This window comes from Reyranella sp., from assembly GCF_965279465.1.
Taxonomy (GTDB): Bacteria; Pseudomonadota; Alphaproteobacteria; order Reyranellales; family Reyranellaceae; genus Reyranella.
In genome coordinates, this window is record NZ_OZ257242.1 from 7,702,134 (window position 1) to 7,725,121 (window position 22,988).

Genomic DNA, 22,988 nt, shown 5'->3' on the forward strand with positions numbered 1-22,988 from the left:
ATGGCCGACGCGAAACCACGCCTGCAGCTGTGGGGCGTCAGCACCACTCGCACCCTGCGCGCCGTGTGGGCCCTGCACGAGCTTTCGCTCGACTACGAGGGTCATCGCATCCTGCCACGGACCGGCGAGACCAAGACCAACGAGTTCACGCGGATCAATCCGCGCCAGAAGATCCCCGTCCTGCAGGACGGCGACTTCACCATCGCCGAGAGCCCGGCCATCATTGCCTATCTCTCCGACACCTACGGCACCGACGACAACAGGCTGATCCCGCGCGATCCGCGGCTGCGCGCGACATGGCTGGAGTGGTGTTTCCACATCGCCATGGAGCTCGACGCCACCAGCCTCTACGTCATGCGTCGTCACCGCGACCTCAAGCACATCTACGGTGACGCACCGGTCGCCGTCGAAAGCGCCAGCCAGTATTTCGGGACGCAGCTCCGCCATACCGTGCAGGCGCTCGGCGATGGCCGCCAGTACCTGATCGGAGACCGCTTCACCAGCGCCGACATGCTGCTCACGACCTGCCTGGTCTGGGCGATCAACTACCGCGTGCCGGTACCGCCGGTGTGCCGCGACTACGCCACCCGTATCGCCGAGCGCCCCGCCTATCAGGCGGCGCTTCGGGCCAACCTTCCCCTACCCCCGACTGCAGGCAAGGATCATGGCTGACAGCACGCCGTCCGACACCATCCGGACCGAGAAGACCGACCGCCTCATGCTTCGCGACGAATTCGACCCCGGGCGCGCGTTGCAGATCGGCCTGGTCCAGGAGGTGGTGCCGGCCGGCCGGCAGATCGAGCGCGCCCTCGAGATCGCCCGGCGCATCGCGCGCAACGCACTGATCGGACTGCGGGCGATGAAGGAGGCAGCCCTCAAGTACATCCAGGCCGGCGAGGCGACGGCGGTCGCCGCCATCCCGTCGATCCACGCCGCGGTGATGGAAACCGGGGATGCCAAGGAGGGCATCCGCTCGTTCATCGAGCGCCGCGAGTCAGCGTCCATTTACGAATTGAGATCCGTCTAGGCAGCAATGAGCTTCACCACGACGAATGTCAGTGCGCCGCTCAACAGCACACCCGGCGTCCAGATCAATGCCGAGGCGACATTCATGAGCCAGAATCGACCGGCACTCATCCCGAACATGCCGGCAACGAAAGGAACGACAGCCCTCAATGGCGCCAGGAAGCGCGACGCAAAGACGCCGCCGATGCCACATTCTTGAAACAGCGACCGGGCGTCGCCAATAAGTTCTGGGTTGCGATTGAAGGGCCACACCCGGCCGGGCGAGCGCCGGACAGATCGCCCCAGCCAGAATGAGCTGGCCTGACCTGCGATCGCGCCGAGCACAGCCGCGGCGAGGATGCCACCGAGCGGTACCGCTGCCGCAGCGCCCATGATGCCGATCGCGAACAGCAGCGTGCTGCCCGGAAAGACAAAGCTCACAAGGACGAACGATTCGCAGAATGCGACGAAGAACGCCGCAGCCACCGATGCTGCCGGATAGTGGATTAGAAATTCAGCTATAGACTGCATCGCGAGCTCTCACTCCAGTGCGAGAGAAATACTGCTATCACCAATAAGTCGGTGAAGTCGGACTGCCGATCGGGCCAGACGGTGACAGAACGCTTCGCGATCTGCGAAGTCAGCGTACTGCTGCCACGCGCTGGTGAAGGCGTCAAAATTGAGTCGATGCACCTGTGGAGACAGATCGGCGCGAATCGCCGACGCCAAGGCCTCCAGCGTGGCATACGGGACCGGTTGGTTCGATCGTTCGCGCATTTGCCTCGGTGGTCTACCCGCCCTTGATCCGGTCTTCCACGACGTGAACGCCGGACGCCGACCACGCTGCCCTCTGTGCGGCGGTGCGTTCATGCAGGGTGTGTACTCTGCCGTCCACGAAGTTGCAGAGAATTGATCTGGGGCAACGCGCAGGCAGATCTTCGCGGCGAAAAGCTAAAGTGTGAACATGGGAGACTTGCCATGGCCGACGCGATCGAGATTCCTGAAAAGTGGAGGAGAGGTGCAAGTCCCCGTTCACCGCCATGGGGCATCCGATGGAAGTCCTTAGCCACGAGGTCGACCGGCTGTTCGAGGACTTCGGCATTGCGGGCCTGTGGCGGTCGGGCCGTGGTCCTTTCGAGGATCCATTCTTCTGGCGACCGATGACGGGCATGAGCCTTGCCGTCGACATCGTGGAGAAGGACAAGGTCTACGAGCTCACCGCCGACGTGCCCGGCTTCGACGAGAAGAACATCGAGGTCAAGGTCGCGAACGGCTCACTGTCAATCAGGGGCGAGCGCGAATCCGATGAGGAAGAGAAACAAAAGGACTATTATCTGCGCGAACGTGAGTTCGGCTCGTTCGAGCGCAGCTTCCCGCTGCCGGAAGGTGTCGATCGTGCATAGATCGAGGCCAGAATGAAGACTGGGTTCTGACGGTCACGCTCCCGACGACACAGGAAGCATGCAGGCCGGCGAAGACGATCGAAGTCAAGGCTGCGGCCTGAAGGAGATGACAGGCCTCGCCCTTATCGCGGAGGCGCAAGACACCAGAACAATCCCGGGAGGCGACCATGTCGATGCCAGCCCCGAAGTGGCTCGGCCGCGCAGACGACGGCAACTTGCGTGGCTGGCTGTTCAGCCTTTTTTCCATCCTGATTGCCGCGCTGCTGATCGTAGCGATTGCAGAGTGGGCGCCCCGGCCAGTGCCTGTGGCCACGGAAGAAGAGATCCGCCACTGAAGATTTGCGTTGGAAGGCGACCCGGCTTGGCCTCTGGGCCTCCGCGTCAGCCCGAGTTCGGCTGCGGCGGGATTTGTGGACCCTCCGACTTTCTGGGATCCACGAAATGAATGGTGCCGCAGGCCGGACACTCGTAGGGCAGGAACAACCCTTCCGGAGGGAGCACCGATTCGGTGACGCTGCCTTGGACCAGCAACCCGAGGTGCGGACATTTGAACAGGAAATTGATGCGCATTTCTGCCATGACCATGGGGCGGCATTCATGGCGCCGTCGCCGTTTCGAGATGGGACGATCGTTTCTACAGAGACACGTAGATCGGCCCAACTAAGGGGCATTACGTAGGCTGATCTGCGATGGTGAGCGCATGGCCGACCATCCTGCGCATGGCGAGGCGTCCGACCCTCGAACGATCGCCGTCGCGCCATAGCTCGCTATCTCGCGCGCGATGCTCGACAGATCACTGGCCGTTGATCTACCGCAAGGCGCAGCTGGCCGCGCGGCGCAATTTTCGCCCTTTTGCGGGAACCGAGCTCGCGAGGTTGGGGAACTTTTCTAAAACACTAACACCGCCCCGATGGCTAGATCGGGACGGTGAGTGAATAATGCCGGAATTGGTTGCGGGGGCCCGCAACCACCTTTACCGAACCACAATTCGATTGATGAGCGCTGCCCTCCGAAGGCAGAGGTCGTGAGTTCGAATCTCGCCGGGTCCGCCATTTAACTCTCTGTTAACAAAGCGTTAAAAGGCGATAGACGCGCCTTAGCGGACAGCCGTCCCACAGCTGCATCCCACACAGCCAACAGGTCGGACGTCGCCCAGCCGACGAAGGCCAGTGTTAGCAAACGACGACGCGACCAGAGACCCAGCGAGTGTACTTCGACCGAGCTGTCAACCGAGCCATGAACTGTCCCTGCGCAAATCGTTAAGAACAAAAACAGAACCCCCAACACCGGAGTCAACACGGCGCGGCTGGGAGGCTAAGTTCCGCGGCTCGGTGGGCCAAGGTGAGCGGGCGATGTTCATCAAGCAAGTGAAGCACATCGCGTCCGTCGGACGCTTCCGCAACTGCGCTGCGGAAGGTGACGCGACGTTCAAGAAATTCACCCTCCTGTTCGGGGAGAACGGGCGAGGCAAGACGACTCTGTGCTCAATCCTCCGTTCTCTCCAGACCGACGACGCCGATATCATCGCCGGGCGCAAGACACTCGGGGATGAACGTGAGCCGAACGTCGTCCTGACGCTCGGCACCGGCACCGCGCTTTTCCGGAATGGCACTTGGAACCGGGCGCAGGAGCACCTGCGCATCTTCGATGCACAGTACGTCGCCGAGAACATCTATCTGGGCGATGCAATCGGTACTGACCAGCGCCGGAACCTCTGCAACGTGATCCTGGGCAAAGAGGGCGTTGCGATCGCGAAGGAATACCACGACCTCGACACCGCCATCACCGAGAAGAACAACGCCATTCGTGACGCGCGGCGCGTCCTGACCACCCACGTGCAGGCGAACCAGGTGGATACCTTAATCGGCCTCAACGAAGACGCCGAGATTGACGACAAGATCGAAGCAAAACGGAAGGAAGTCGAGGGGCTGAAAGACATCGACAAACTGCGCTCGCAGAAGCTGTTGGAGGAGCTGAAGTTCCCTCCGATGCCCACGCGTCTGGCGGAGATCTTGGGCCGCACTCTGAAGGATGTGTCGCGCGCGGCGGAAGCGGCCGTACAGGCGCATCTGAAGGCGCATGGCATGCTGGGCAACGAGGAGTGGATTGCAGGCGGTCTGCCGCATCTGACCAAGGAATGCCCCTTCTGCGGCCAGCCGGCAGACGGCTTGGCCCTGATCAAGGCCTACCAGTCTTACTTCAACGATGCGTACACGTCGTTTCGCACGGAGCTGCAGCAGTACCAACAGCTGCCGGCGAAGTATTACTCTGACGACCGCATCACGCTCGTGCAGACCCGAATTCAGTCGAACGAGGCCAGCACCGAAGTATGGAAGCGCTACGTCGTCTTCGACGCGCCAGCCACCCCGGCGGACCTCGATCCGGCCGAGCTGCTGACGAACTTCCGGACGGAGATGCTCGCCCTGCTTGAGAGGAAGGCTGCCGCACTGCTGGAAGTCGTCAAAATATCCGAAGAGTACGAGAATGCCTACACCGCGCTTGCCGAGTTGGCGGCAGCGGGCACCGCGTACGACCAGGCGGTGACCAACGCTAATGCGAAGATCGAGGCTTTCAAGAAAGACGCGAACCCGACCAAGCTCCAGTCTTCGCAGAACGAGCTGCGTTGGCTCGAGCTGACCAAGAAGCGGCATGAGGCAGCCGTGGCTGAGGCCTGCAGCCAGTACACGACGCTCAACGCCGAGAAGGACGCCTTGGACAAGAAGAAGGGCGAGGCCCGGACGCGCCTTGAGACCTATAGCGCGACGGTCTGCGAGAACTACCGGAAGGGCATCAACAAGTTCCTCAAGCGCTTCAATGCCGGTTTCCAGCTCGATCGCGTGCGCGTCGAGTACTCCGGCAGGGTGGCGAATTCGACGTTCTGCGTGCTGATTAACGAGGTCCAAGTCGAGATGGGCAACAGCGATACGCCGCTGAGCGAGCCCAGCTTCAAGAACACGCTCTCGGCTGGCGACCGCAGCACGCTGGCACTCGCCTTCTTCCTAGCCGAGGTCGAAGCCGACCCGGCCAAGGGTGATACCGTCGTGGTCCTCGACGACCCGTTCAACAGCCAGGACCATTTTCGACGAACCTGCACGGTCACCGAAATCCGGCGGTGCGGTGACTCGGTCGCGCAGGTGATCGTCATGTCCCATGACCGCCACTTCCTGCGAGACCTCTGGGACCTGCCGCTGCCGACGGGTGACCGTAAAGCGCTCTGGCTGATTCCGTTTGGCCACAAGGACACCGTGATCTCCGAGTGGCCCATCGAGACAGACACCGAGACCGAGGATGCCGCGAATCGGCGTGTTTTGCTGAGCTACTATCTCTACAACGAAGGCAAGCCGCGCGACGTGGTTCAAAAGCTCCGTCCGGTGGTCGAGACGCACATGCGGCGTATGGCTCCCCAGCTCCTCGCGAACGTGAAGGGCCTTGGCAACATGCTGGACAAGGTGCGAGACGCGCAGTCGCCGCCTGTCCTCGTCGAGGCGTACGCCGACATCGAAGACGTCAACACCTACACCCGGAAATACATGCACGGCGAAGGGAAGAACCCCGACACCGAGCCTCTACACACGACCGAGCTGAGCGGCTTCGTCGGTAAGGTGCTCGAACTCACTGGTGCGCTGACCGAGATCCCGGCCAACGCCGCATGAACCTCCACCAGTTCATCGCCCCCTTCGTGCAATCTCTAGTATCGCTTGGGTGGCCTATAGCGACAGTGGTGGCGGTGTGGCTCTTCTATAAGGAAATCTGGAGCATGCTTCCGCGCATAGTGCGCGGCCGGCGAAGGCCGCGGGATCGCTGGTTGATGTCGTGAACTAGATCTGATCGAGGAGCCTAGGCGGCGGCTCGTTGTGGTTGTTATTGTGGCTCCCAGTTCCAGGGCATCAGCTCAGCGATGCGCTTGGCGGGATGATCGTGCAGGCGCGCCAACAACAGCGGTCAGCCAGGCCTTGGGATCTGTGTCGTTGAGCTGGGCGGCCTCGTTCAGAGTGTAGATGGCGGGGGTTATCGCGGTGCAACGACTCGCCATCTTGCGCATTGAGTCCGGCAGTTCGTGAGGGGCCACGTATGGAACTGCAATTGATGCCGCGCCTATGAAACTCCCCCGGAAGCTGTCGACCGATCGCGCCCGGCGCTTCTGCCAGGCACTTGGGGATCTCAGCGACTGTCACCCCCAGCGTTGGCGGATGATTGACAGCGTCGCCAAACGGCTCCGGTTGTCATGGGACGGGGCCGAAGCTGCGGCCAATGGCTGGCTTGTCGTCGAGGGCGGGCATGGCGTGTGCCTGACCGACGACGGACGGCGATTGGAGATGCGAAAAGCGTGAGCGACGACATACTTGCCGACGTGCTGCCCGAGCGGATGTGGACGCTATCCGATGACCGCGAGACGGTTCGCCTGCAGTTGCCATCGTTGCCGATCGCCGGCATTCCGGAGCCGCTGCGTATCCACCTCGACTTCGACGCCGAGACGGTCGACGAGATCATCAAGCGGTTGACTGCGCTGCGGGCGCAGATGCTGCCGGCTCCCAGCCGGAACTAACTCGCGGTGACGGGTGCCGGACCTAATTGACGAACCGGTCGCTTATTAACGAACAGGCGTTCGGCGAGTCTCTGAAGGGGACAAGCTGGATACGCTGGCCCGGTACGAGGCGCACCCTGGACCGGAAGCTCATGGTGTAGCCGCCTTCGAAAACTGGTTGCGAATGGTTGCTCCCCTACACTAGATTCGGGAAATCGACGGGGAGAGGGATATGCTGGCCATCGATTTGAGTGCAGTCGCAACCGCAGTTGCCAGCGCCGGCGCCGTTGGTGTCGCTACTTGGTTGTTTTTACGCGCAAAGCAGATTTGGAAAGAACAAACATCATCTCGAGTTTCCTTTAGCCTCTCAGTGGCGTCTCTTATTCTCGGTATGGTTGCACTCATGGTGGCAGTTTCAAAGCCGGTGGAAAATGAAAAATTGCCTGTTGGAACTATTGTTGCGCTCGATGACCACGCAGGTTGTCAGAGATTGGGCGACGCGTGGCAAGACGCAGGGTTTGGAAAGAAGGTGATTGCCGGCGTAGACCAGAAGGACGCTCGCTTTAACTATCGAATTCAAGGTGGCGAAGCGAGCGTAGTCCTCGGAGCAGAACATATGCCGCAGATCTATCTTAGCTATATCAACAGCAATCACGGTGGAGAGTACTCTAGGACCCATCCAACTGGGATTGCCTTTGCTAAACCGGCCTCTGGAACCTACTTCACTGGAGGAAACGTGTCGCCTAAGCAGATAGACCTGTATCCTCCCTACGTAGCATTGTTTCTGTGCCGCAAGATGAAGTAGTCCTGTCTGCGGGATGTTGTGCTAGGCGGCCATCGGCACTAAGCGAGCTGCATTGAGCAGCCTTGCGGCGTTTGGGTTCCATCTCGGTCGCCGGGTCTCGGTGTTCCCGACGGAGATGCTCCGAACGCACAGCGCGATTTTCAGTTCGCCGACCTGAGGGGCACTATCGGCTCTCGGTCCCGCCGCCACGCTGCGAGCCCGTGGAGGGTTGCCCGCACCTGGCCCCCGCATGCCGGACACCGATAACGCTCCGTCACGGTGTCGATCGGCGCAGCGCTCCAGGGCGGTCGATCGAGTTCGACAGGGCTCGCGCTCCATGGCGGCACGCACCGCGGGCAGTTGAGGCTGACGAACGGCGCCCCGCGCTCGATCGGCGCCAAAGGCACGATTTGCGGATGGCCGAATCCGCCGCAGATCACGCCGTCATGGCGCGCCGCGCTGCAAGTGAACCGGAGGCGGCCGAAGCGTGAGCCGGCCCATCCGTCGCCGATGGCCACCGCCCGGCTACTCTTGCAAGTCGAGCACCACACCTCGAGCACCAAGCCGAGCGCCGGCGGCTCGGCGTACGTGACGAAGGGAGTTGGCCTCAGCCGATAGCGCGGCTCCGGGACGAATTTCGTGCGCTCGCTCTGGGGCATCATCTCGCGAACGACAGTCGGGCGACGGCCAAAGGGATTGGCCAGGTCCTGCATACGCTGCAGGTGGCCGGCGACCTCCGGGTGTCGTGCCGGATTGGCCCCGCAGATCGCGTTGGAGGCCTGCCTTGCCCGGATCGTCGAAGGTGAGCTTCCCGGGCCTGCCGCACGTCGAGCAGCTGAAGGTCACGACACGGGAGTCCAGACTGTCGAGCCAGGTTCCTACCGCGACAAACCTCCGGCAGGGCTCACACATGACGTACGCGCGGCCCATGACGGCCCGCAGTTCCCTAAACGAGTGCAGCTCGTGAGGATTGGGCCCGGCCACGGGTCAGCCCGGCCCCTAGTGGAAGTCACGTGAGGCGATCCTGATGGCCGGTCGCTCGAGGACGACCCGGCCGCGGTCGTAGTCAGACTGTGGCCCGTCGCGCGGGTCCGGTGTCGAGGAACGGGCCTGATCGCCCCGGCCGGTGCGCAATTCGAAGTGGCCGTCCAAGTTGGCGATGCGGTCGAGGTCCGCCGACCAGTCCCACAGCTGCTGGACTACGAGGTGAATCACGATCCCCTCGCGCTGCACGGTGCCCTTGGCGCCCATCATCCGCGCGCCCATGACGATCCGGCGATAGGTCTCGAGTACCGAGGGCCAGACGACCAGGTTGGCGATCCCGAACTCGTCCTCCAGCGTGACGAACACCACGCCCGAGGCGGTACCGGGTCGCTGCCTGATCATCACGAGCCCCGCCATGCCGAATCGGTCGCCGTTGCGCGCCTCGCGTAGTGCGTGGGAATGCTTCATTCCCCGCTCAGTCAGCGTCGGTCGTAGCAATTGCAGCGGATGGGCGCGCAGCGACATGGAGATGGTCGAGAGGTCGTCGACCACCTGCTCACCCAGCGTCAACTTGGGCAGGCTCACTGAAGGCTCCAGGTCCTTCACCGGCCGTGCAACGAAGAGCGGCAGGGATGCCTCAGAGAAGGCCCGCACCGCCCACAGGACATCGCGGCGTGTCATGCCCAGCGAGGCGAAGGCGTCAGCGCGCGCCAGCGCGAGGATCTGACGCCTGTTCAGCCCGCCGCGCCGCCACAGGTCCGCCGAATCGCGATAGGGCGTGGTGCGCCTCTCGACCATGCGCTTGAGGTCGGCTTCCCGCAGGCCGGTCACCTGTCGGAAGCCGAGACGCAGCGCGCAGCGATAGTCCTCACGCTTCTCCAGCGTGCAATCCCAATCGCTCGCATTCACGTCGGGCGGTCGGACCTCGACGCCGTGCTCCCGTGCGTCGCGCACGAGCTGCGCCGGCGCATAGAAGCCCATCGGCTGAGAGTTGAGCAGCGCCGCGGCAAAAACCTCGGGGTGGTACCATTTAACCCAGGACGAGGCGTAGACGAGGATGGCGAAGCTGGCGGCGTGGCTCTCGGGGAAGCCGTACTCGCCGAAGCCCTCGATCTGCCGGAAGCATCGCTCGGCGAACTCCCGCTCATAGTGGTTGCCCAGCATGCCGTTGATGAAGTCGTCCCGCAGCTTGTGGATGGTGCCCGATCGCCGAAAGGTCGCCATGGCGCGCCGCAGCTTGTCGGCCTTGGCTGGAAGGAAGCCGGCGAGTTCGATCGCGATCTGCATGGCCTGTTCCTGGAATAACGGCACGCCGCGCGTCCGTCGCAGGATCTTCTCCAGCTTGGGGCTGGGATAGACGAGCTTGTCCTCCGGGATCTCCCGGTTGCGAAGGTAGGGATGCACCATGCCGCCCTGGATTGGTCCCGGCCGGACAATCGCTACCTCGACGACCAGGTCGTAGTACCGGCGCGGCTTGAGACGCGGCAGCATCGACATCTGCGCCCGGCTCTCGACCTGGAACACGCCGACCGAGTCGGCATTGCACAGCATCTCGTAGACCTTGTCGTCGTCCGTCGGCATGTCGAGCCCGCGGTCTTCGCCGTAGTGATGCTTGATCAACTCAAAGCTTCTGCGCAGTGCCGTCAGCATGCCGAGCGCCAGCACGTCGACCTTGTAGATATTGAGCGCGTCGAGGTCGTCCTTGTCCCATTCGATGACGGTGCGATCTGGCATGGCAGCGTTTTGGATTGGCACCAGTTCGTCGAGTCGGCCGGCGGTCAGCACGAAGCCGCCGACGTGCTGCGACAGGTGGCGCGGAAAGCCGATCAGCGCGGCCGACAATTCGAGCGCGAGGGCAAGCCGCGGATCGGTGGCATCCATTCCGGCCTCGCCGACGTGCTCCAGGTTGATGCCGCTTCCGCCGCTGCCCCAAACGGTGTTGGCCATCACGCTCAACGTGTCGGGCGACAGGCCGAGCGCCTTGCCTACGTCGCGGATGGCACTCCGGCTGCGATAGGCAATCACTGTGGCGGCCAGGGCGGCGCGGGTCCGCCCTTTGGTCCGGTAAATCCACTGAATGATGTCCTCGCGCCGTTCGTGCTCGAAATCGACGTCAATGTCGGGCGGCTCGTCCCGTTCGTTCGACAGGAAGCGCTCGAAAAGCACGTCGTTCTTGTCGGGGTCGACCTCGGTAATGCCGAGGCAGTAGCAGACGGCAGAATTGGCCGCCGAGCCGCGCCCTTGGCAGAGGATGCCCATCTCGCGCGCCTGCGCGACAATCTCGTGGACTGTCAGGAAGTAGGGCGCGATTTTCTTGCGCTCGATCAGGTCGAACTCATGCCGGATCGTGCCGGCGACCGTGTCGGGCACGCCTCCCGGGTAGCGCTTTCCCGCCCCTCTCCAGGTCAGACGCTCGAGCTTCTGCATCGGCGTCTCGCCGCCCTCGTATTCGACGGGATACTGGTAGCGCAGCTGGTCGAGACTGAATTGGCAGCGGTCGACGACCTCCCGGATGCGCTCGATCGCCTGCGGATGCTCGCGGAACGGCCGATGCATCTCGTCGGCAGGCTTCAAATGCCTCTCTGCCGATGCGAAGCCCAGCTCCTCGACCGTGCATCTGAGGCGGACGGCAGTGACTACGTCCTGCAGCGCCCGGCGCTCAGGCGTGTGGTAGTGCACGTCGTTCGTAGCAACTAGACGTATGCCGGTTTGCGCCGCGAGCGCGTCGAGGGCGTTGAGTCGTCGTGCGTCGTCGCCGCGGAACAGCATGGTGCCGGCGAGATAGCAGCCGCCAGGGTATAAGGCGGCGAGCCGGTGCAGCCTGTCGTGGAAGGCCGGGTCGTGGATCTGCCGCGGCGGCAGGACGATGGCCAGCAAGTCTTCCGTGTATTCGGCAAGGTCCTTGAAGGTCAGATCGCACTCGCCCTTCGCCGCCTCGCGATTGCCCTGGCTCAGGAGAAGGGACAGCCGCTTGTAGCCCTCAACGTTCATCGGGTAGGCGAGCAGCGAGTAGCCGTCGCGGGTTTCGAGCCGTGCGCCGACCAGCAGCTTGATCCAGCGTTCCTTCGGGATGCCTGTCTCTTCGTAATAATCACCGACCGCCGCGTAGGCGCGCACGACGCCGGCCAGCGTATTGCGGTCGGCGATGCCGATGGCGTAGTGGGCAAGGTTCGCCGCCTGGTAGACCAGCTCGCCCGGATGCGAGCCGCCGCGCAGGAAGCTGTAGTTAGTCGTAACGTGAAGTTCGGCGTAATCCATCGATCCGGCTTCCTGCGAGGCAGGGTCAGGACATCAGCAATCGATTCAGCTCGCCGACCTCGTCACTCCATTCGATGCCGCCGCTCTTGATCGCGGGACGGCGCTCGCCTCCCATAGGCTGCACGTCGACCTCCTCCTCGTCTTCTGCGAAGTCGTAGTGGTAATCCAGGTAGGCCCGTCGGCCATCTTGCAGCGCCAGCACGAAGCCCAGCGCGATCCAGTCTCCACTTTCGATCGACCACATCGCCTCGACACGCTGCATGTCCGCGCGGTTGAGGCCGAAGCCATCTTGCTCGGCAATCTCCAGGGCTCGCCGGAGATAGGTAACCTCCTGCAGCTCGGGATAGGCCAACGCCGACCTCCAGTCCGAGGCAGCGACGGTGGCGTCGGTTTCGGGCTTGCTCATGTTTTCCTCTTTAGTCGGGAAGCGCGATTCCTAGACCGAGTATGGGCATAAGAACAATACAAGAACATTGAAGAGGCGCATTTTGGCTCCAATCGGGCCTCGGGCGCGGTAGTGTCCGCAAGATGTGGGGTAAGTTCCCTCCGCTGTCGCCGGCCGTCTGATCATATGGCGCCACGACCGCACGGCGCGCTACGCTCCGGCCATGTGCAATCTCTACACATGGAAGATGACCGGCGCTGAAATGCGCGCGCTCAAGCTGCATTTCCAGCTCATCGGCACGACGTGGACCGAATGGGAAGAGCGCCAGCGCGGGCAGAACGAGCCGATTAAGGACGTCTACCCCAACCGGCGCGCGCCGGTAGTCGTCCGCCAGGACGGCCAGCACGTCGTGCGCAAGGATATGTTGTGGGGCTTCCCGCCCTTCAAGCCAGGCGCCGGCTACGGCACGAACTTCCGCACCCTCAAGGCTAGCCAGTGGCGCAAGCGGCTCGACCGCGAGCGCCGCTGCATCGTGCCGGCCACAGCCTTCTCAGAGCCCGACAAGAACACGCCCAAGGGCGCCGTCGAGTGGCGGTGGTTCGAACGCGCCGACAAGCCGCCCTTCTTCTTCGCTGGGATCTGGCGGCCGTGGACCGGCGATCGAGGGACGAAGAAGGCGCCGAACGTCGGCGATCACATGCTCTATTCGATCATGACGACGGAGCCGAACGGCATCGTTCACCCCGTCCACGAGAAGGCAATGCCGGTCATGCTGATGACGCCGGAGGCCATCAGCCAGTGGCTAAGCGGCAGCTCCCTCGAGGACGCGCTGGCAATGCAGCGGCCAGCGCCGAATAAGGCCGTCGTGATGCGGCCGCCTGAGAAGAAGGCCGCGTAGACGCGGGCAGCCGATTGACCGGAGGGCGGATCATCGCGCGGGATGCGAGCGCCGCGACGGCGGCGCCGACTAGCGCGGCCGTCTTCAAATCGGCCGCACGAGAGTAAGCATGGTTGAAATGACCGCGTCGGCCACTCCCGATCGCCACCCCGAGAGTGAGAAAGCCGAAGCTGCCGCCCAACATGAAAGCGGCAAGCAGCCAATACCACGAGACCATTGCATTCTCCGTTCTTGTTGATGCGCACGCAGTCAGAGTCCGCGCAACTCTGGTCCCGAGACACCTATTATTGGGCCTTTAACGATTGACCTGCCTTTTCCGGCTCGTTGATTATTTGTCACAATCGCGCCGTGCACTGCCCGGCACCTGTACGTCGCGCTCGCGGCCCGTGGAATGCCTCAGTTTTGTCATAGGCGCTGCTCGATCGGCGTCGCTACAATCGACAGTAGATGGTCCTGCCGGCGGCTCCCCAAGCCGCTTCGTCGAAGCCTCCTTCCCACACCCCAAGGCTTCAACATCCGGTCGGGCTCCCAAGGAAGGCCGGTCGTTCCCCAAGCGACCGGCCTTTCTGCTTGGCCGCCGCTGTCGACTTTCCCTTGGTGTTAGCCTTGCCAGAGGCATCAACGGGGTTGGCACTGCCCCGGCGCTTGTACGTTATTCAGAAACCGCGCTAGCCGCAGCCCCGCAAGCCCGAGCTGCCGGTCGAGAGTCGGCAGGACCTTGGCGTGAAAGCCTTCGTCGACGACTCGGCTTTCCGGCAGCAGCTCCCACACGGAGCGCGCCGCTCGGTGCGTCTCCTCCGCCCATTCGGTCGGCCTGCCACCATCGACGCCCTTCGCCTCCGGGGACGCCAGCCATCCATCCTCAAGCCGGTCAACGTATGCGCACCTGCTCCAGGTCGTGGCCTTGATCAACGTCGATGGAAGGTCGACCGATAGGCCATGATCGGGCACGGCCCGCCGCGGCACGTCTTGGCGACAGCAAGCCGAACCTCGACCGCGATATCATTGCCACCCCTGCCCTTGCCCACCGTGTGCAGCGGCAGGTGAATGTCGCCGACGAAGTGGACGGCATGGCGTAGCACGTCACGCTTGCGGTCATCTGTCGGCGCGCACCGCAGCTCGGTCTTCAGCTGCTCCAGCTCTGCGACGATGCAGTCGCCCCTCTCTGAGGCGGAGCAGTGCTTTGCGGCATCGTATCGGTCCTCCGCCAGCACCAGGTCCACGAAGTGCCAATTGTACGTTTCCCGCCGATCGTCGCGCACGTCGTCCGCCCAACTGCTGATCGAGGTCAGGGAGCGACCAGGGTCGAGTAGCACCTTCTTCGATTCCCGTTCAATAAAGCGGCGCCTCGGTATCAAGCGTAATGCCCAGGGTAAAGTCCCAACTCGTTCAGGCTGCCGCCTTCACTTGCTGCGTGGATTCCACTCCGTAACCGCGCTCGAGAGCCCAGATGGCGGCCTGCGTCCGATTCTCCACTCGGATCTTCCGCAGGATCGACTTCATGTGGACCTTGATCGTCGAGTCGGTAACGCCGCACGTACGCGCGATCATCTTGTTTGAATGACCCCTCACAACGCTCTTGAGAACTTGTTCCTCGCGCTGGGATAGGCCGTGAACGATTGAAACGGAAGTCTTACGGTCGATAGGGCCGTTCTGCGCGACGTCGGCCGGTGCCGCATAGTTGTGGGCCACAGCGGGCTCGTCGAACTTTTCTTGTCCTCCGGTCGAGCGCGCGATCGCCAGGGGCCCGGTCTGCAGAACCACAATCCTGTGTCCCGACTGAGTAATTTGCTGGAGAGTGCCGATGAGCGCATCGGGCGATGCAGAGAGCGGAATGCATCCGTCAATCTCTGACGCCAGGAGTTTCTGTATATCGGCCGCCGACGCGCGCTCAAAGAGCAGGACGATCTTGGCTTTCGCCCACCGCGCGCGGATGCTGCCTGCGGCGCTGGCTGCCTCTTCGACTGGCAGCGCACCAAGGACGACAAGCCCGGGTGCCGGCAACGACTTGTCCATACCGGCTGTTGAGCCGAAGTTGCCAACTACCTGATATGAATGGCCGGTCAGCAGCGAAATCAACGCCTCGCGAACCAGCGAGCGCGGCTCAATGACAACCGTAGTGCTACCCTGTTTCATCCCACACCCCAACAATTTGCAGGGCGAACATAGAAGGGTACTACCGGCGGGAAATTAACATGAGTTAACTACTCAACAATTTGTGATATTTTTGAGTCCGCCGGCTGACGGTGCGGACGGAGGCCGTGTATCGGGTTCGCGCGGAACGCGGTGTCGGTTCGCGGCCTAGCTGCGGGAAGAGTCTGATCTTGCGCTCTCTGCGCGGTCGACAGGGTTTCAATACCTCGCACGTGGTAGTGCCGTCTCTGCCGCCCTGGCGATTAGATGCCGCTCGGAACTGCCGGTTTTGAGTGGCGCGGCGCCTCGTCGAGAATCTCCCTGGCCAACAGCAATGACCGCTGCGAAGCACCGCCAGCGGCGCCGAATAACTGAGCAGCAACCTCGAGATCGGTCAATCGACGGTCGACCGCGTGAGCACATTCAAGACGTTATTGCCGGTCGCGTCGATTACCTTCGCCATGACCCCGACGACCATATCAAGGGCTGCAATGCGGTCGTTTTGAAGGGCAACAATTTCGTCCTCGAGCATAGGTGGTTCCGCTCAGCGCCAGACACCCTATAGTGGGGGTTTGACGTGCTCTGACATGACCCGTTGGAGTTACCCTCATTGGCCGCTCCTGACACGCCTCGCCTGCGAATGGCTGCGCTGGCCGAACGTGCCGTCAGCAAAGCCCAGAGGGCTGGCGGGCACGTCGTGCGCGAGGAACATGCAGCGAAAGTGGCTGATGTCCCGAACTTCCAGTGTGGCGCAAAATTGTTTGGGCTGGTTACGGCGATTTGAGCTCGACGTTCGAGCCGTACCCAGGGGTAGCCGGCACCGGCCGGCAGCTAGGCCTTGAGCGACGCCGGCAGCCGGGCTGCAGGCCTCGCCTGACGCTATGTCGCCCACGGTGGCGCCTCTACGGGGCTGCCGCTCGCGTCGGCACCGCCAAGCGGCCCGCGTAGCATGTCTCGCGGCTTCAGCCTGGCGGCTACCTCCAGCAGCGCCGAGCATACGCTCTTGATAGCACGATTCATTACACGGGGCCGCATTCAGATTATGCGATTGCGGACTCGCGACGCAGTGGACTGGTGAGTGCTCCACGCACGGAGAGCGCCGTGCGGATCGCCGGAGAAACGCGCACCTGAAAAGCCCGTGATGTTTCGATCCACGCCCCCGTGAAGGGGCGACCTGCCGCGCACGTCGTCGGTCCCATCTTTACCTTGTTTCGATCCACGCCCCCGAAGCCCTGGCGGGCCAGTCCGCCATCTGTTTCCCGCCTCCTGGTGAAGACAACCGCTCTGCAGGAGAAGTTCCACAACATCCCGCCGCTGCTGGCGGGAGAGATCATGCGCGCGGTGCTGGGCGGCGGTCGATATCCGCGAACCCTGTTGGTCGCCGCGCTTATACGCCTGCGCGCCGGGGACGATCCCGCTACCGGCTGGCACGCGACGGCCATTCGCGCTGTGCTCGCGCGAGACTATCGCCTGAAACACGAGAAGGAGCAAACGCCCGTGAGCCTCGATCCCGAGTATCCCGACGCCGCCTATCAACTCGGCAGGATGTTCGCCGCGCTGGAGATCGCCTAGCGCATGGCGCTGGGCAAGGTCAACGCCACCATCCGCGACCGCTACTTCGGCGCCGCTTCCGCCACGCCAGCCAGTCTCTTTCCTCTCCTGCTGCCAAGCGGCTGCGCGGAGCATTGCTTGACCTTCAATCTGGCCCGACTATGGCAAGCGCAGAGTGCCTTCGTCGACGACCGGTGAGCCTGCAACCGAGTGCTGTCCGTCGACACTGAGTGCCTTGCTTGCGCGGACAGAGTATCAATGCTTGCCCACGCAAGAGCCGCCGGCGGCTATCAGGCCATCACGTGGAAGTCGGCGTTGCTGATGGTCGGCGTGCCGTTGAGCTGGGCGAACTGCACAGCGGCGTTCGCTCCAGTGCCGTCGCTGTCGTAGAAGAGGTTCCCGGTCACCGCGTTGTAGACGATGCGATCGTCCGCGTCGTGCGCGGCCGGGCCCGCGAAGAACGCCGCGGCGGAGAGCGTGCCGAGCGTGGTGATGGCGGTGAAGATGCTCTGGTCGAGCCGGATCGTATCGTTCGCCGCGCTGAAGTCCGCGACCGTATCGATGTTGCCGGTCAGCGCGGAGTCGAACACGAATGTGTCCTGGCCACTGCCGCCCGTCAGCACGTCCGCACCAGCCCCGCCGTTCAGGACATCGTTGCCGGTTCCGCCATTCAGGGCATTGTTGCCCGAACTGCCGGTCAACGTGTTTGCCAGCGAGTTGCCGGTGGCGTTGGTGTTCCCGCTGGCGGTCAGGGTCAGGTTCTCGATGTAATGACCGGACAGGCTGAAGCTGACCGAGCTCTGCACCAGGTCCGTCCCGCCCGCGCTGCCCGAGGCCTCCACCACCGTGTCGCCAGCGTTGTCCACCACGTAGGTGTCGTTGCCCGCGCCGCCCGTCATCGTGTCCGCGCCGGTCGATCCGTTCAGGACGTTGTTGCCCGAATTGCCGACGAGGATGTTGGCCAGCGAGTTGCCCGCGACGTTGGTGTTCCCGCTGCCGGTCAAGGTCAGGTTCTCGATATGCTGGCCCGACAGGCTGTAACTGACCGAGCTGAAGATCTGGTCGGTTCCCGAGTTGGCCACCTCGATCACGGAGTCGCTGGTGGCATTGACATAGTAGGTGTCGTCGCCCGCGCCGCCGGCCATCGTATCCGCGCCGGTCCCGCCGTTCAGGACATTGTTGCCCGAATTGCCGGTCAGCGTGTTGGCTAATGAGTTTCCGGTGGCATTGGTGTTCCCGCTGCCGGTCAAGGTCAGATTCTCGATGTACTGGCCCGACAGATTGAAGCTGACCGAGCTGTGGACAAGATCGGTTCCTGCGCCGCTCGTCTCGATGACGGTATCGGCTGCGCTGTTTACATAGTAGGTGTCGTCGCCAGCGCCGCCTGTCATCGTGTCCGCGCCGGTGCCGCCGTTCAAGACATTGTTCCCCGAATTGCCGGTCAGAACATTGTCCAGCGAGTTCCCGGTGGCGTCGGTGTTGCCGCTGCCGGTCAGGGTCAGGTTCTCGATGTACTGGCCGGAGAGGTTGAAGCTGCCCGAGCTGTAGACAAGATCGGTGCCTGCACCGCTCGTCTCGATGACGGTATCGCTCGCGTTATCGACATAGTAGGTATCGTTCCCGGCGCCGCCCGTCATCGTGTCCGCGCCAGTTCCGCCGTCCATGACATTGTTGCTGACATTACCCGTCAGTACGTCGTTGTAGGCGGAACCGGTGACGTTCTCGAAGTTCGATACCGTATCGGTCCCGGCGCCGCCGGTTACTTGAGCGGTGGCCACCGCAAGACTGACAGTAATGGCAGAAGTCGCACTTGCACATTTGAGGGTATCGCCCGTGCCAGCTCCGCCATCCAACGTGTCGTTACCAGCCCCGCCCTCGATCGTGTCGTCGCTACTGCCGCCCTGGATGACGTTCGCATTGCCATCGCCCGTGAGGGCATCGTTGAATGCTGAGCCCGTCAAATTCTCAAAGGCCGATACGGTGTCGGTTCCGGCGCCGCCGGTGTTCTGGGCGATCGTTACACCCAGGCTGACGGTGATAGCCGCTGCCGCATCGGAATAGGTCAAAGTGTCGATGTTGGTGCCGCCATTGAGTGTGTCGCTTCCAGCGCCTCCATTAATGGTATCGTTACCCGCTCCGCCCAATAGCTTGTCATCACCCTCACCGCCATACAGGTAATCGTCGCCCGTACCTCCGTCGAGGTTATCGTTACCGCCTAGGCCATACATTGTATCATTGGAGATCCCGCCAGCCGAGACACCGTAAGCCGTATCTGCCGCGGCGGACCCGTATAAGGTATAGGCAAGCGCATTTAGCGTGACGGCAGTGGCATCTGCAAAGACGAGGCTTTCAACGTTATAAGTCGTCCCGGTGAAGTATTCCTCAATCCAGACATAGTTGGTGGAGCTGAACTCGACGCGTAAATCGTAGGCGCCAGTCGGACCATCTATCCTGCGGACAATTGCTGCGTCCGAAAGATCATATCCTGCCACGATCTGCAGCACATCGGTGCCAGACTGATCGTAAATGCGGTCTATGCCGCTTGCATACTTAAAGGTGTCATTGTTCGTACCACCTTGCATGTAGTCGTCACCGGCACCGCCTTCAAGATAGTCATCTCCAGCGTTACCGTAGAGAGTATCGCTACCGGCACCGCCGTATACGAAGTCGTTTTGATTTTGGCCTTGCATGGAGTCATTGCCGTCACCGCCATACATGGTATCGGTCCCGTCACCGCCGTACATCGAGTCGTCACCGGCCTCGCCGTACATGGCGTTCGCGAAGGCGTTGCCTGTGAGCGTATCATTGCCGCTCGTTCCTTGGGCGACATAGCTGACAGTGGTCAGGTTTACGGTCGTTGCGTCGGCGTACGCCAAGGTTTCAACCGCGCGAGATGCGCTGTAGTAATTGTCAATATCAATGCAGTTTTCGGCATCGAAGTACACACGCAGGCTGGAGCCGATACGCAGGTATTGAGGCGCGATACCGTTCCACGCAGCATCGAGGCGAATTGTATCCGCGCCGCTGCTGTCGTCGATCGAATCCTTTCCGCCGACAAAATAGTAGGTGTCGTTTCCAGGTCCGCCCCTCATATGGTCGTTGCCGGAACCTCCGTACATCGCGTCGTCGCTGGCGCCGCCATCAAGCGTATCGTCGCCCTCATCGCCGTACAGAATGTCGTTGCCGGCATCGCCAGTGATATCGTCGTTGCCGTCTCCGCCGAGGAGCGTGTCCGCTCCGTTGCCGCCGCCGATTTCATCGTCGCCGCCTTCACCGTAGATGGTGTCGGTATCGAGCCCGCCGGATGTTACACCTCTGAGATCGTCAGCGCCGACCGTCCCATGCATCGTCCACGCTCGGGTGGTAAGCGCGTAGGTCGAAGCGCCGTTGAAGTCCAATAGTTCAACCGACCCACCGCCGGCCGAGTAGTTGAATTGGTCCTCAATGATAATGCTGCCGGTTTGAGAGCCCGTGTCTATATCGATAACAAGATCTCTGTTGTTGGCGGCCCGTGTAAAGGTCAGATCTCCCAGATCGATCCCGACGCCGAACAGTATCCTGTCGCTCGTATTCCCGGTCCCAGTACCGTCTTCAACGATAGTGTCTCCGCCATCGCCGAGGTTATACTCGTAGACATCAACCCCGAAGCCGCCGAGCAGATAGTCCCCGCCCGTGCCGCCGTTCAGTATGTCGCTATCCCCTTGGCCAGCAAGATAGTCGTCCCCAATGCCGCCGTTCAACACATCATTGCCGTAGCCGGAGACTATGCGATCGTTACCGGAGTCACCGGTTAATGTATCGCCGGAAGCGGTACCGCTCAAATTCATACCTGTCGGAGCGTCGTAGTCTAAAGAATCGACCACGTCATTCAGATGCAAGGTTGGATTGCTGCCGTTTATCGCATCTTCCAGATCGGCCTGATCTTCTGCCGATAGGCTAGAAACGCCGACCGTGAATTCAATCATACGCACCACATTTTGCCAGAAAGCTTCAAGATCGCTGGCGCTCCCAGCGAGCGTGACGAGATCGGCTAGCGCGCCGGCATCGATGCCGGTCACGCCCAAGAACTTGTCCGTAGAGAGATCGTAACGAAAACTGCCTGTGAATAAATCCCCGCCCGCACCCTGGGCCATGAGACGAGCCGCGATGTTGCTCTGCGCGATGTGAAACGCCTCTTTCAATTGCTCGGCAGCAAGACTGCCAGGATCGGTCATCCAGCCTCGTTGCAGAAAATCCCGCCCTGTGAACTTTTCGAGAAACTCTAACTCCTGCGCGTCGATATAATTTCCGCGAGAAGTGGAAGACACGCTGTCAACCTTCGCCCAGCGCAACATAATGGCTTTGCTAGTGCTAAATATCGATGCATCGTCCGAAAAAACGTCACTAAAGACCCGTGCGTCAAGATTGGAGATCAACGATATTAGACTCTGCGGATTCTGGTTATTATTGTCGTCAGACATCGCAATGTGAAGTGAAGCTAAACGTCCGTAACCACGCAGCGTTGGCAGGAAGGCTGCATTAAGACCCACAGATTGATCGCCGCTATAAACTGTATTTAAGTCGCTGTAATTGAAGTATGCATCTACGATATCATGAACGTTACCGTCAATTACAAAGGTGCTTTTTTGCTTTATAGAGTTGCCTGCGATTGTGGTATTAACATTGGTATACGCCAGACCGATCTCTGTAATTAACAGACCATCTAGAGTGTGAAGTTCGGCGCCTTGTGAGTTTCCGTCTCCGTTATCATCTGTCCAAACACGCAAATTATCCCAGACCGCATCTTGCTCACTAATCTTTCCGTCTTCATTGGAGTCATAAGCGGCTAAGGCAAGAAATCCATTTGCGTATCCTGTCTGGTCGCCAAATACCTCACTCGAGTTGTTTACAACTCCGTCCTGGTTGAGATCGATGGCTAGCAAACCATCATCTGAACTAACCCACCCGCTTGCCTCCGCGAAACCATCATTATCAATATCCCAGTATATTGCGTCGCCGCTATTAAGGTTAAGCAATTCGACGCCGTCATCGTCCAAGTCAAGCACTAGCGGAGAACCATTGTTTTCTGCCTCCCCGACCTTGGCTTCCGTTTCATCAGCATAGGTCTCGGTCGTTTCTCCGTCATTGTCGTCTCCACCAGCGTGCGGCTCGAGCCAGTCAAGAACTGCAGGATCGTAGGGGGAAACGTTTTTGACAACGGGACTAAGCCCAGAACCGGGATGTGTATTAGGATTGATCATAGGATCTGCCGGGATGTCGGCCACCGGCTCGTTAGTCACTCCATGTATTTCTGCCATAACTTTATTTGCGAAATCTTGAGCTTCAATTTCAGCTTCGGTGTCGGACAGGTGCGAGCTAGTCAAACCCTGGTAGACATGAAAAACTTCTTCAGCCAGGTAACGCTCTAAAGACATTGCATGCGTACCGGCGCCGTTACCATAGTAGTAAAAGTCTCCATCGAATGCGTTCTTTTCGATGAGAATTTCAGCATTGCCGGTACTCCGATAATAGCGAGTAACAACTCCGTGTGCATCTGTTCCCGGAATGTCATCGACAATCTCCACTGAGAATGTGGATCCTCGTTGGCGCTGCAATGTCGAAATTCTCTCAAGCACAATGTAGAAACCTTGCGAGTCCGTCAGATTATAAAACGCGTTCTTTAGAGCTTCCTTAGGAACATCTACACTGCTGCTCGCGAATTCGATCGTAGCCATGACAAAGTTCCCCCCAATAAGGCAGCGCTACCGTTTTCCTTGGTCTAATCTCGCAGGAATGCCGAAAGAACACATGAAGTCTTGCTGAGATCCTTCAGCCCATTTCCAAAGACAATGCCGAATTGCGTTGGTTTTGAAAATGATAAGCACAGCTTTGATGTAGTGGTACTACTTACGGGCTATCCACTGGCAGGGGGGTTAAGGAAGGTCTGAATAAGTCGCGGCAGCGATGATGATCGTCCGTTGCATGAGGATATTCGTCAAGAATTGTCGGAATCATTGTCGGAATCATACGTTGAAGCGTCGCCAGCGCCTTGGCGGGGGCTGGGGCCGCCGGGAATGACGGCG

Annotated in this window: 16 protein-coding genes and 1 pseudogene; 9 read left to right on the forward strand and 8 right to left on the reverse strand. The window is 61.1% G+C overall.

The window, feature by feature from the left end; genetic code table 11:
* Together ACQY8M_RS37615 and ACQY8M_RS37620 are read left to right on the forward strand one after the other, a co-directional pair.
* The gene (locus ACQY8M_RS37615; RefSeq protein WP_428667571.1) at positions 1–672 is read left to right on the forward strand and encodes a glutathione S-transferase family protein; all 672 of its coding nucleotides are present in this window, start codon (positions 1–3) and stop codon (positions 670–672) included.
* Positions 665–1,027, forward strand: a complete 363-nt coding sequence (locus tag ACQY8M_RS37620) for an enoyl-CoA hydratase-related protein (RefSeq protein ID WP_428667573.1) — start codon at positions 665–667, stop codon at positions 1,025–1,027. The genes ACQY8M_RS37615 and ACQY8M_RS37620 overlap by 8 nt, the downstream gene beginning before the upstream one ends.
* Here ACQY8M_RS37620 and ACQY8M_RS37625 read toward each other — a convergent pair.
* On the reverse strand, positions 1,024–1,536 hold the full coding sequence (locus ACQY8M_RS37625; protein WP_428667575.1) for a DedA family protein: 513 nt from the start codon (positions 1,534–1,536) through the stop codon (positions 1,024–1,026). The genes ACQY8M_RS37620 and ACQY8M_RS37625 overlap by 4 nt on opposite strands.
* A 521-nt stretch (positions 1,537–2,057) precedes the next feature.
* Here ACQY8M_RS37625 and ACQY8M_RS37630 point away from each other — a divergent pair.
* Positions 2,058–2,408, forward strand: a complete 351-nt coding sequence (locus ACQY8M_RS37630; protein ID WP_428667577.1) for an Hsp20/alpha crystallin family protein — start codon at positions 2,058–2,060, stop codon at positions 2,406–2,408.
* Positions 2,409–2,575: 167 nt separating this feature from the next.
* Complete coding sequence (locus ACQY8M_RS37635) at positions 2,576–2,743, forward strand: hypothetical protein (RefSeq protein ID WP_428667579.1); 168 nt, start codon at positions 2,576–2,578, stop codon at positions 2,741–2,743.
* A 46-nt stretch (positions 2,744–2,789) separates the two neighbouring features.
* On the opposite strand, the gene ACQY8M_RS37640 is transcribed toward ACQY8M_RS37635, so the two are convergent.
* Positions 2,790–2,993, reverse strand: coding sequence for a hypothetical protein (locus ACQY8M_RS37640; protein ID WP_428667581.1), 204 nt, complete (start codon positions 2,991–2,993; stop codon positions 2,790–2,792).
* A 767-nt stretch (positions 2,994–3,760) separates the two neighbouring features.
* On the opposite strand from ACQY8M_RS37640, the gene ACQY8M_RS37645 reads away from it, so the two are divergent.
* The 3 genes from ACQY8M_RS37645 to ACQY8M_RS37655 all read left to right on the forward strand — a co-directional run bounded on the left by ACQY8M_RS37645 (position 3,761) and on the right by ACQY8M_RS37655 (position 7,738).
* On the forward strand, positions 3,761–6,061 hold the full coding sequence (locus tag ACQY8M_RS37645) for an AAA family ATPase (protein ID WP_428667583.1): 2,301 nt from the start codon (positions 3,761–3,763) through the stop codon (positions 6,059–6,061).
* A 674-nt stretch (positions 6,062–6,735) separates the two neighbouring features.
* A complete protein-coding gene (locus tag ACQY8M_RS37650) occupies positions 6,736–6,954 on the forward strand; it encodes a hypothetical protein (protein ID WP_428667585.1) in 219 nt (72 codons plus the stop codon).
* 211 nt (positions 6,955–7,165) lie between these two features.
* The gene (locus ACQY8M_RS37655; protein ID WP_428667587.1) at positions 7,166–7,738 is read left to right on the forward strand and encodes a hypothetical protein; all 573 of its coding nucleotides are present in this window, start codon (positions 7,166–7,168) and stop codon (positions 7,736–7,738) included.
* A 978-nt stretch (positions 7,739–8,716) separates the two neighbouring features.
* On the opposite strand, the gene ACQY8M_RS37660 is transcribed toward ACQY8M_RS37655, so the two are convergent.
* Positions 8,717–11,959 (reverse strand): error-prone DNA polymerase, encoded by a 3,243-nt coding sequence (locus ACQY8M_RS37660; RefSeq protein WP_428667589.1) that lies wholly within the window; start codon positions 11,957–11,959, stop codon positions 8,717–8,719.
* A gap of 25 nt (positions 11,960–11,984) precedes the next feature.
* Positions 11,985–12,365 (reverse strand): hypothetical protein, encoded by a 381-nt coding sequence (locus tag ACQY8M_RS37665; protein ID WP_428667591.1) that lies wholly within the window; start codon positions 12,363–12,365, stop codon positions 11,985–11,987.
* Positions 12,366–12,606: 241 nt separating this feature from the next.
* On the opposite strand from ACQY8M_RS37665, the gene ACQY8M_RS37670 reads away from it, so the two are divergent.
* Positions 12,607–13,242 (forward strand): SOS response-associated peptidase family protein, encoded by a 636-nt coding sequence (locus tag ACQY8M_RS37670; protein ID WP_428667593.1) that lies wholly within the window; start codon positions 12,607–12,609, stop codon positions 13,240–13,242.
* A gap of 908 nt (positions 13,243–14,150) precedes the next feature.
* Here the strand turns inward: ACQY8M_RS37670 and ACQY8M_RS37675 are convergent.
* The 3 genes from ACQY8M_RS37675 to ACQY8M_RS37685 all read right to left on the reverse strand — a co-directional run bounded on the left by ACQY8M_RS37675 (position 14,151) and on the right by ACQY8M_RS37685 (position 15,907).
* Positions 14,151–14,504, reverse strand: coding sequence for a S1/P1 nuclease (locus tag ACQY8M_RS37675; RefSeq protein WP_428667595.1), 354 nt, complete (start codon positions 14,502–14,504; stop codon positions 14,151–14,153).
* Positions 14,505–14,631: 127 nt separating this feature from the next.
* Positions 14,632–15,378, reverse strand: coding sequence for a response regulator transcription factor (locus tag ACQY8M_RS37680; RefSeq protein WP_428667597.1), 747 nt, complete (start codon positions 15,376–15,378; stop codon positions 14,632–14,634).
* A 391-nt stretch (positions 15,379–15,769) separates the two neighbouring features.
* Positions 15,770–15,907 carry a hypothetical protein gene (locus ACQY8M_RS37685; protein ID WP_428667599.1) on the reverse strand — a complete coding sequence of 46 codons (138 nt, stop codon included), beginning with the start codon at positions 15,905–15,907 and terminating at the stop codon, positions 15,770–15,772.
* Between the two features lie 737 nt (positions 15,908–16,644).
* On the opposite strand from ACQY8M_RS37685, the pseudogene ACQY8M_RS37690 reads away from it, so the two are divergent.
* Positions 16,645–17,124, forward strand: a pseudogene (locus ACQY8M_RS37690) (type I-C CRISPR-associated protein Cas8c/Csd1).
* 92 nt (positions 17,125–17,216) lie between these two features.
* Here the strand turns inward: ACQY8M_RS37690 and ACQY8M_RS37695 are convergent.
* Positions 17,217–22,640, reverse strand: coding sequence for a beta strand repeat-containing protein (locus ACQY8M_RS37695; RefSeq protein ID WP_428667601.1), 5,424 nt, complete (start codon positions 22,638–22,640; stop codon positions 17,217–17,219).
* Positions 22,641–22,988: the final 348 nt, after the last annotated feature.

Excerpts from the sequence above, each read along its gene's own strand:
- ACQY8M_RS37615 (WP_428667571.1), top strand. The coding sequence starts at position 1 with ATGGCCGACGCGAAACCACGCCTGCAGCTGTGGGGCGTCAGCACCACT.
- ACQY8M_RS37640 (WP_428667581.1), bottom strand. The coding sequence starts at position 2,993 with ATGGTCATGGCAGAAATGCGCATCAATTTCCTGTTCAAATGTCCGCAC.
- ACQY8M_RS37660 (WP_428667589.1), bottom strand. The coding sequence starts at position 11,959 with ATGGATTACGCCGAACTTCACGTTACGACTAACTACAGCTTCCTGCGC.
- ACQY8M_RS37695 (WP_428667601.1), bottom strand. The coding sequence starts at position 22,640 with ATGGCTACGATCGAATTCGCGAGCAGCAGTGTAGATGTTCCTAAGGAA.
- ACQY8M_RS37685 (WP_428667599.1), bottom strand. The coding sequence starts at position 15,907 with ATGCTCGAGGACGAAATTGTTGCCCTTCAAAACGACCGCATTGCAGCC.
- ACQY8M_RS37670 (WP_428667593.1), top strand. The coding sequence starts at position 12,607 with ATGCGCGCGCTCAAGCTGCATTTCCAGCTCATCGGCACGACGTGGACC.
- ACQY8M_RS37625 (WP_428667575.1), bottom strand. The coding sequence starts at position 1,536 with ATGCAGTCTATAGCTGAATTTCTAATCCACTATCCGGCAGCATCGGTG.
- ACQY8M_RS37635 (WP_428667579.1), top strand. The coding sequence starts at position 2,576 with ATGTCGATGCCAGCCCCGAAGTGGCTCGGCCGCGCAGACGACGGCAAC.
- ACQY8M_RS37620 (WP_428667573.1), top strand. The coding sequence starts at position 665 with ATGGCTGACAGCACGCCGTCCGACACCATCCGGACCGAGAAGACCGAC.
- ACQY8M_RS37655 (WP_428667587.1), top strand. The coding sequence starts at position 7,166 with ATGCTGGCCATCGATTTGAGTGCAGTCGCAACCGCAGTTGCCAGCGCC.
- ACQY8M_RS37680 (WP_428667597.1), bottom strand. The coding sequence starts at position 15,378 with ATGAAACAGGGTAGCACTACGGTTGTCATTGAGCCGCGCTCGCTGGTT.
- ACQY8M_RS37665 (WP_428667591.1), bottom strand. The coding sequence starts at position 12,365 with ATGAGCAAGCCCGAAACCGACGCCACCGTCGCTGCCTCGGACTGGAGG.
- ACQY8M_RS37645 (WP_428667583.1), top strand. The coding sequence starts at position 3,761 with ATGTTCATCAAGCAAGTGAAGCACATCGCGTCCGTCGGACGCTTCCGC.
- ACQY8M_RS37630 (WP_428667577.1), top strand. The coding sequence starts at position 2,058 with ATGGAAGTCCTTAGCCACGAGGTCGACCGGCTGTTCGAGGACTTCGGC.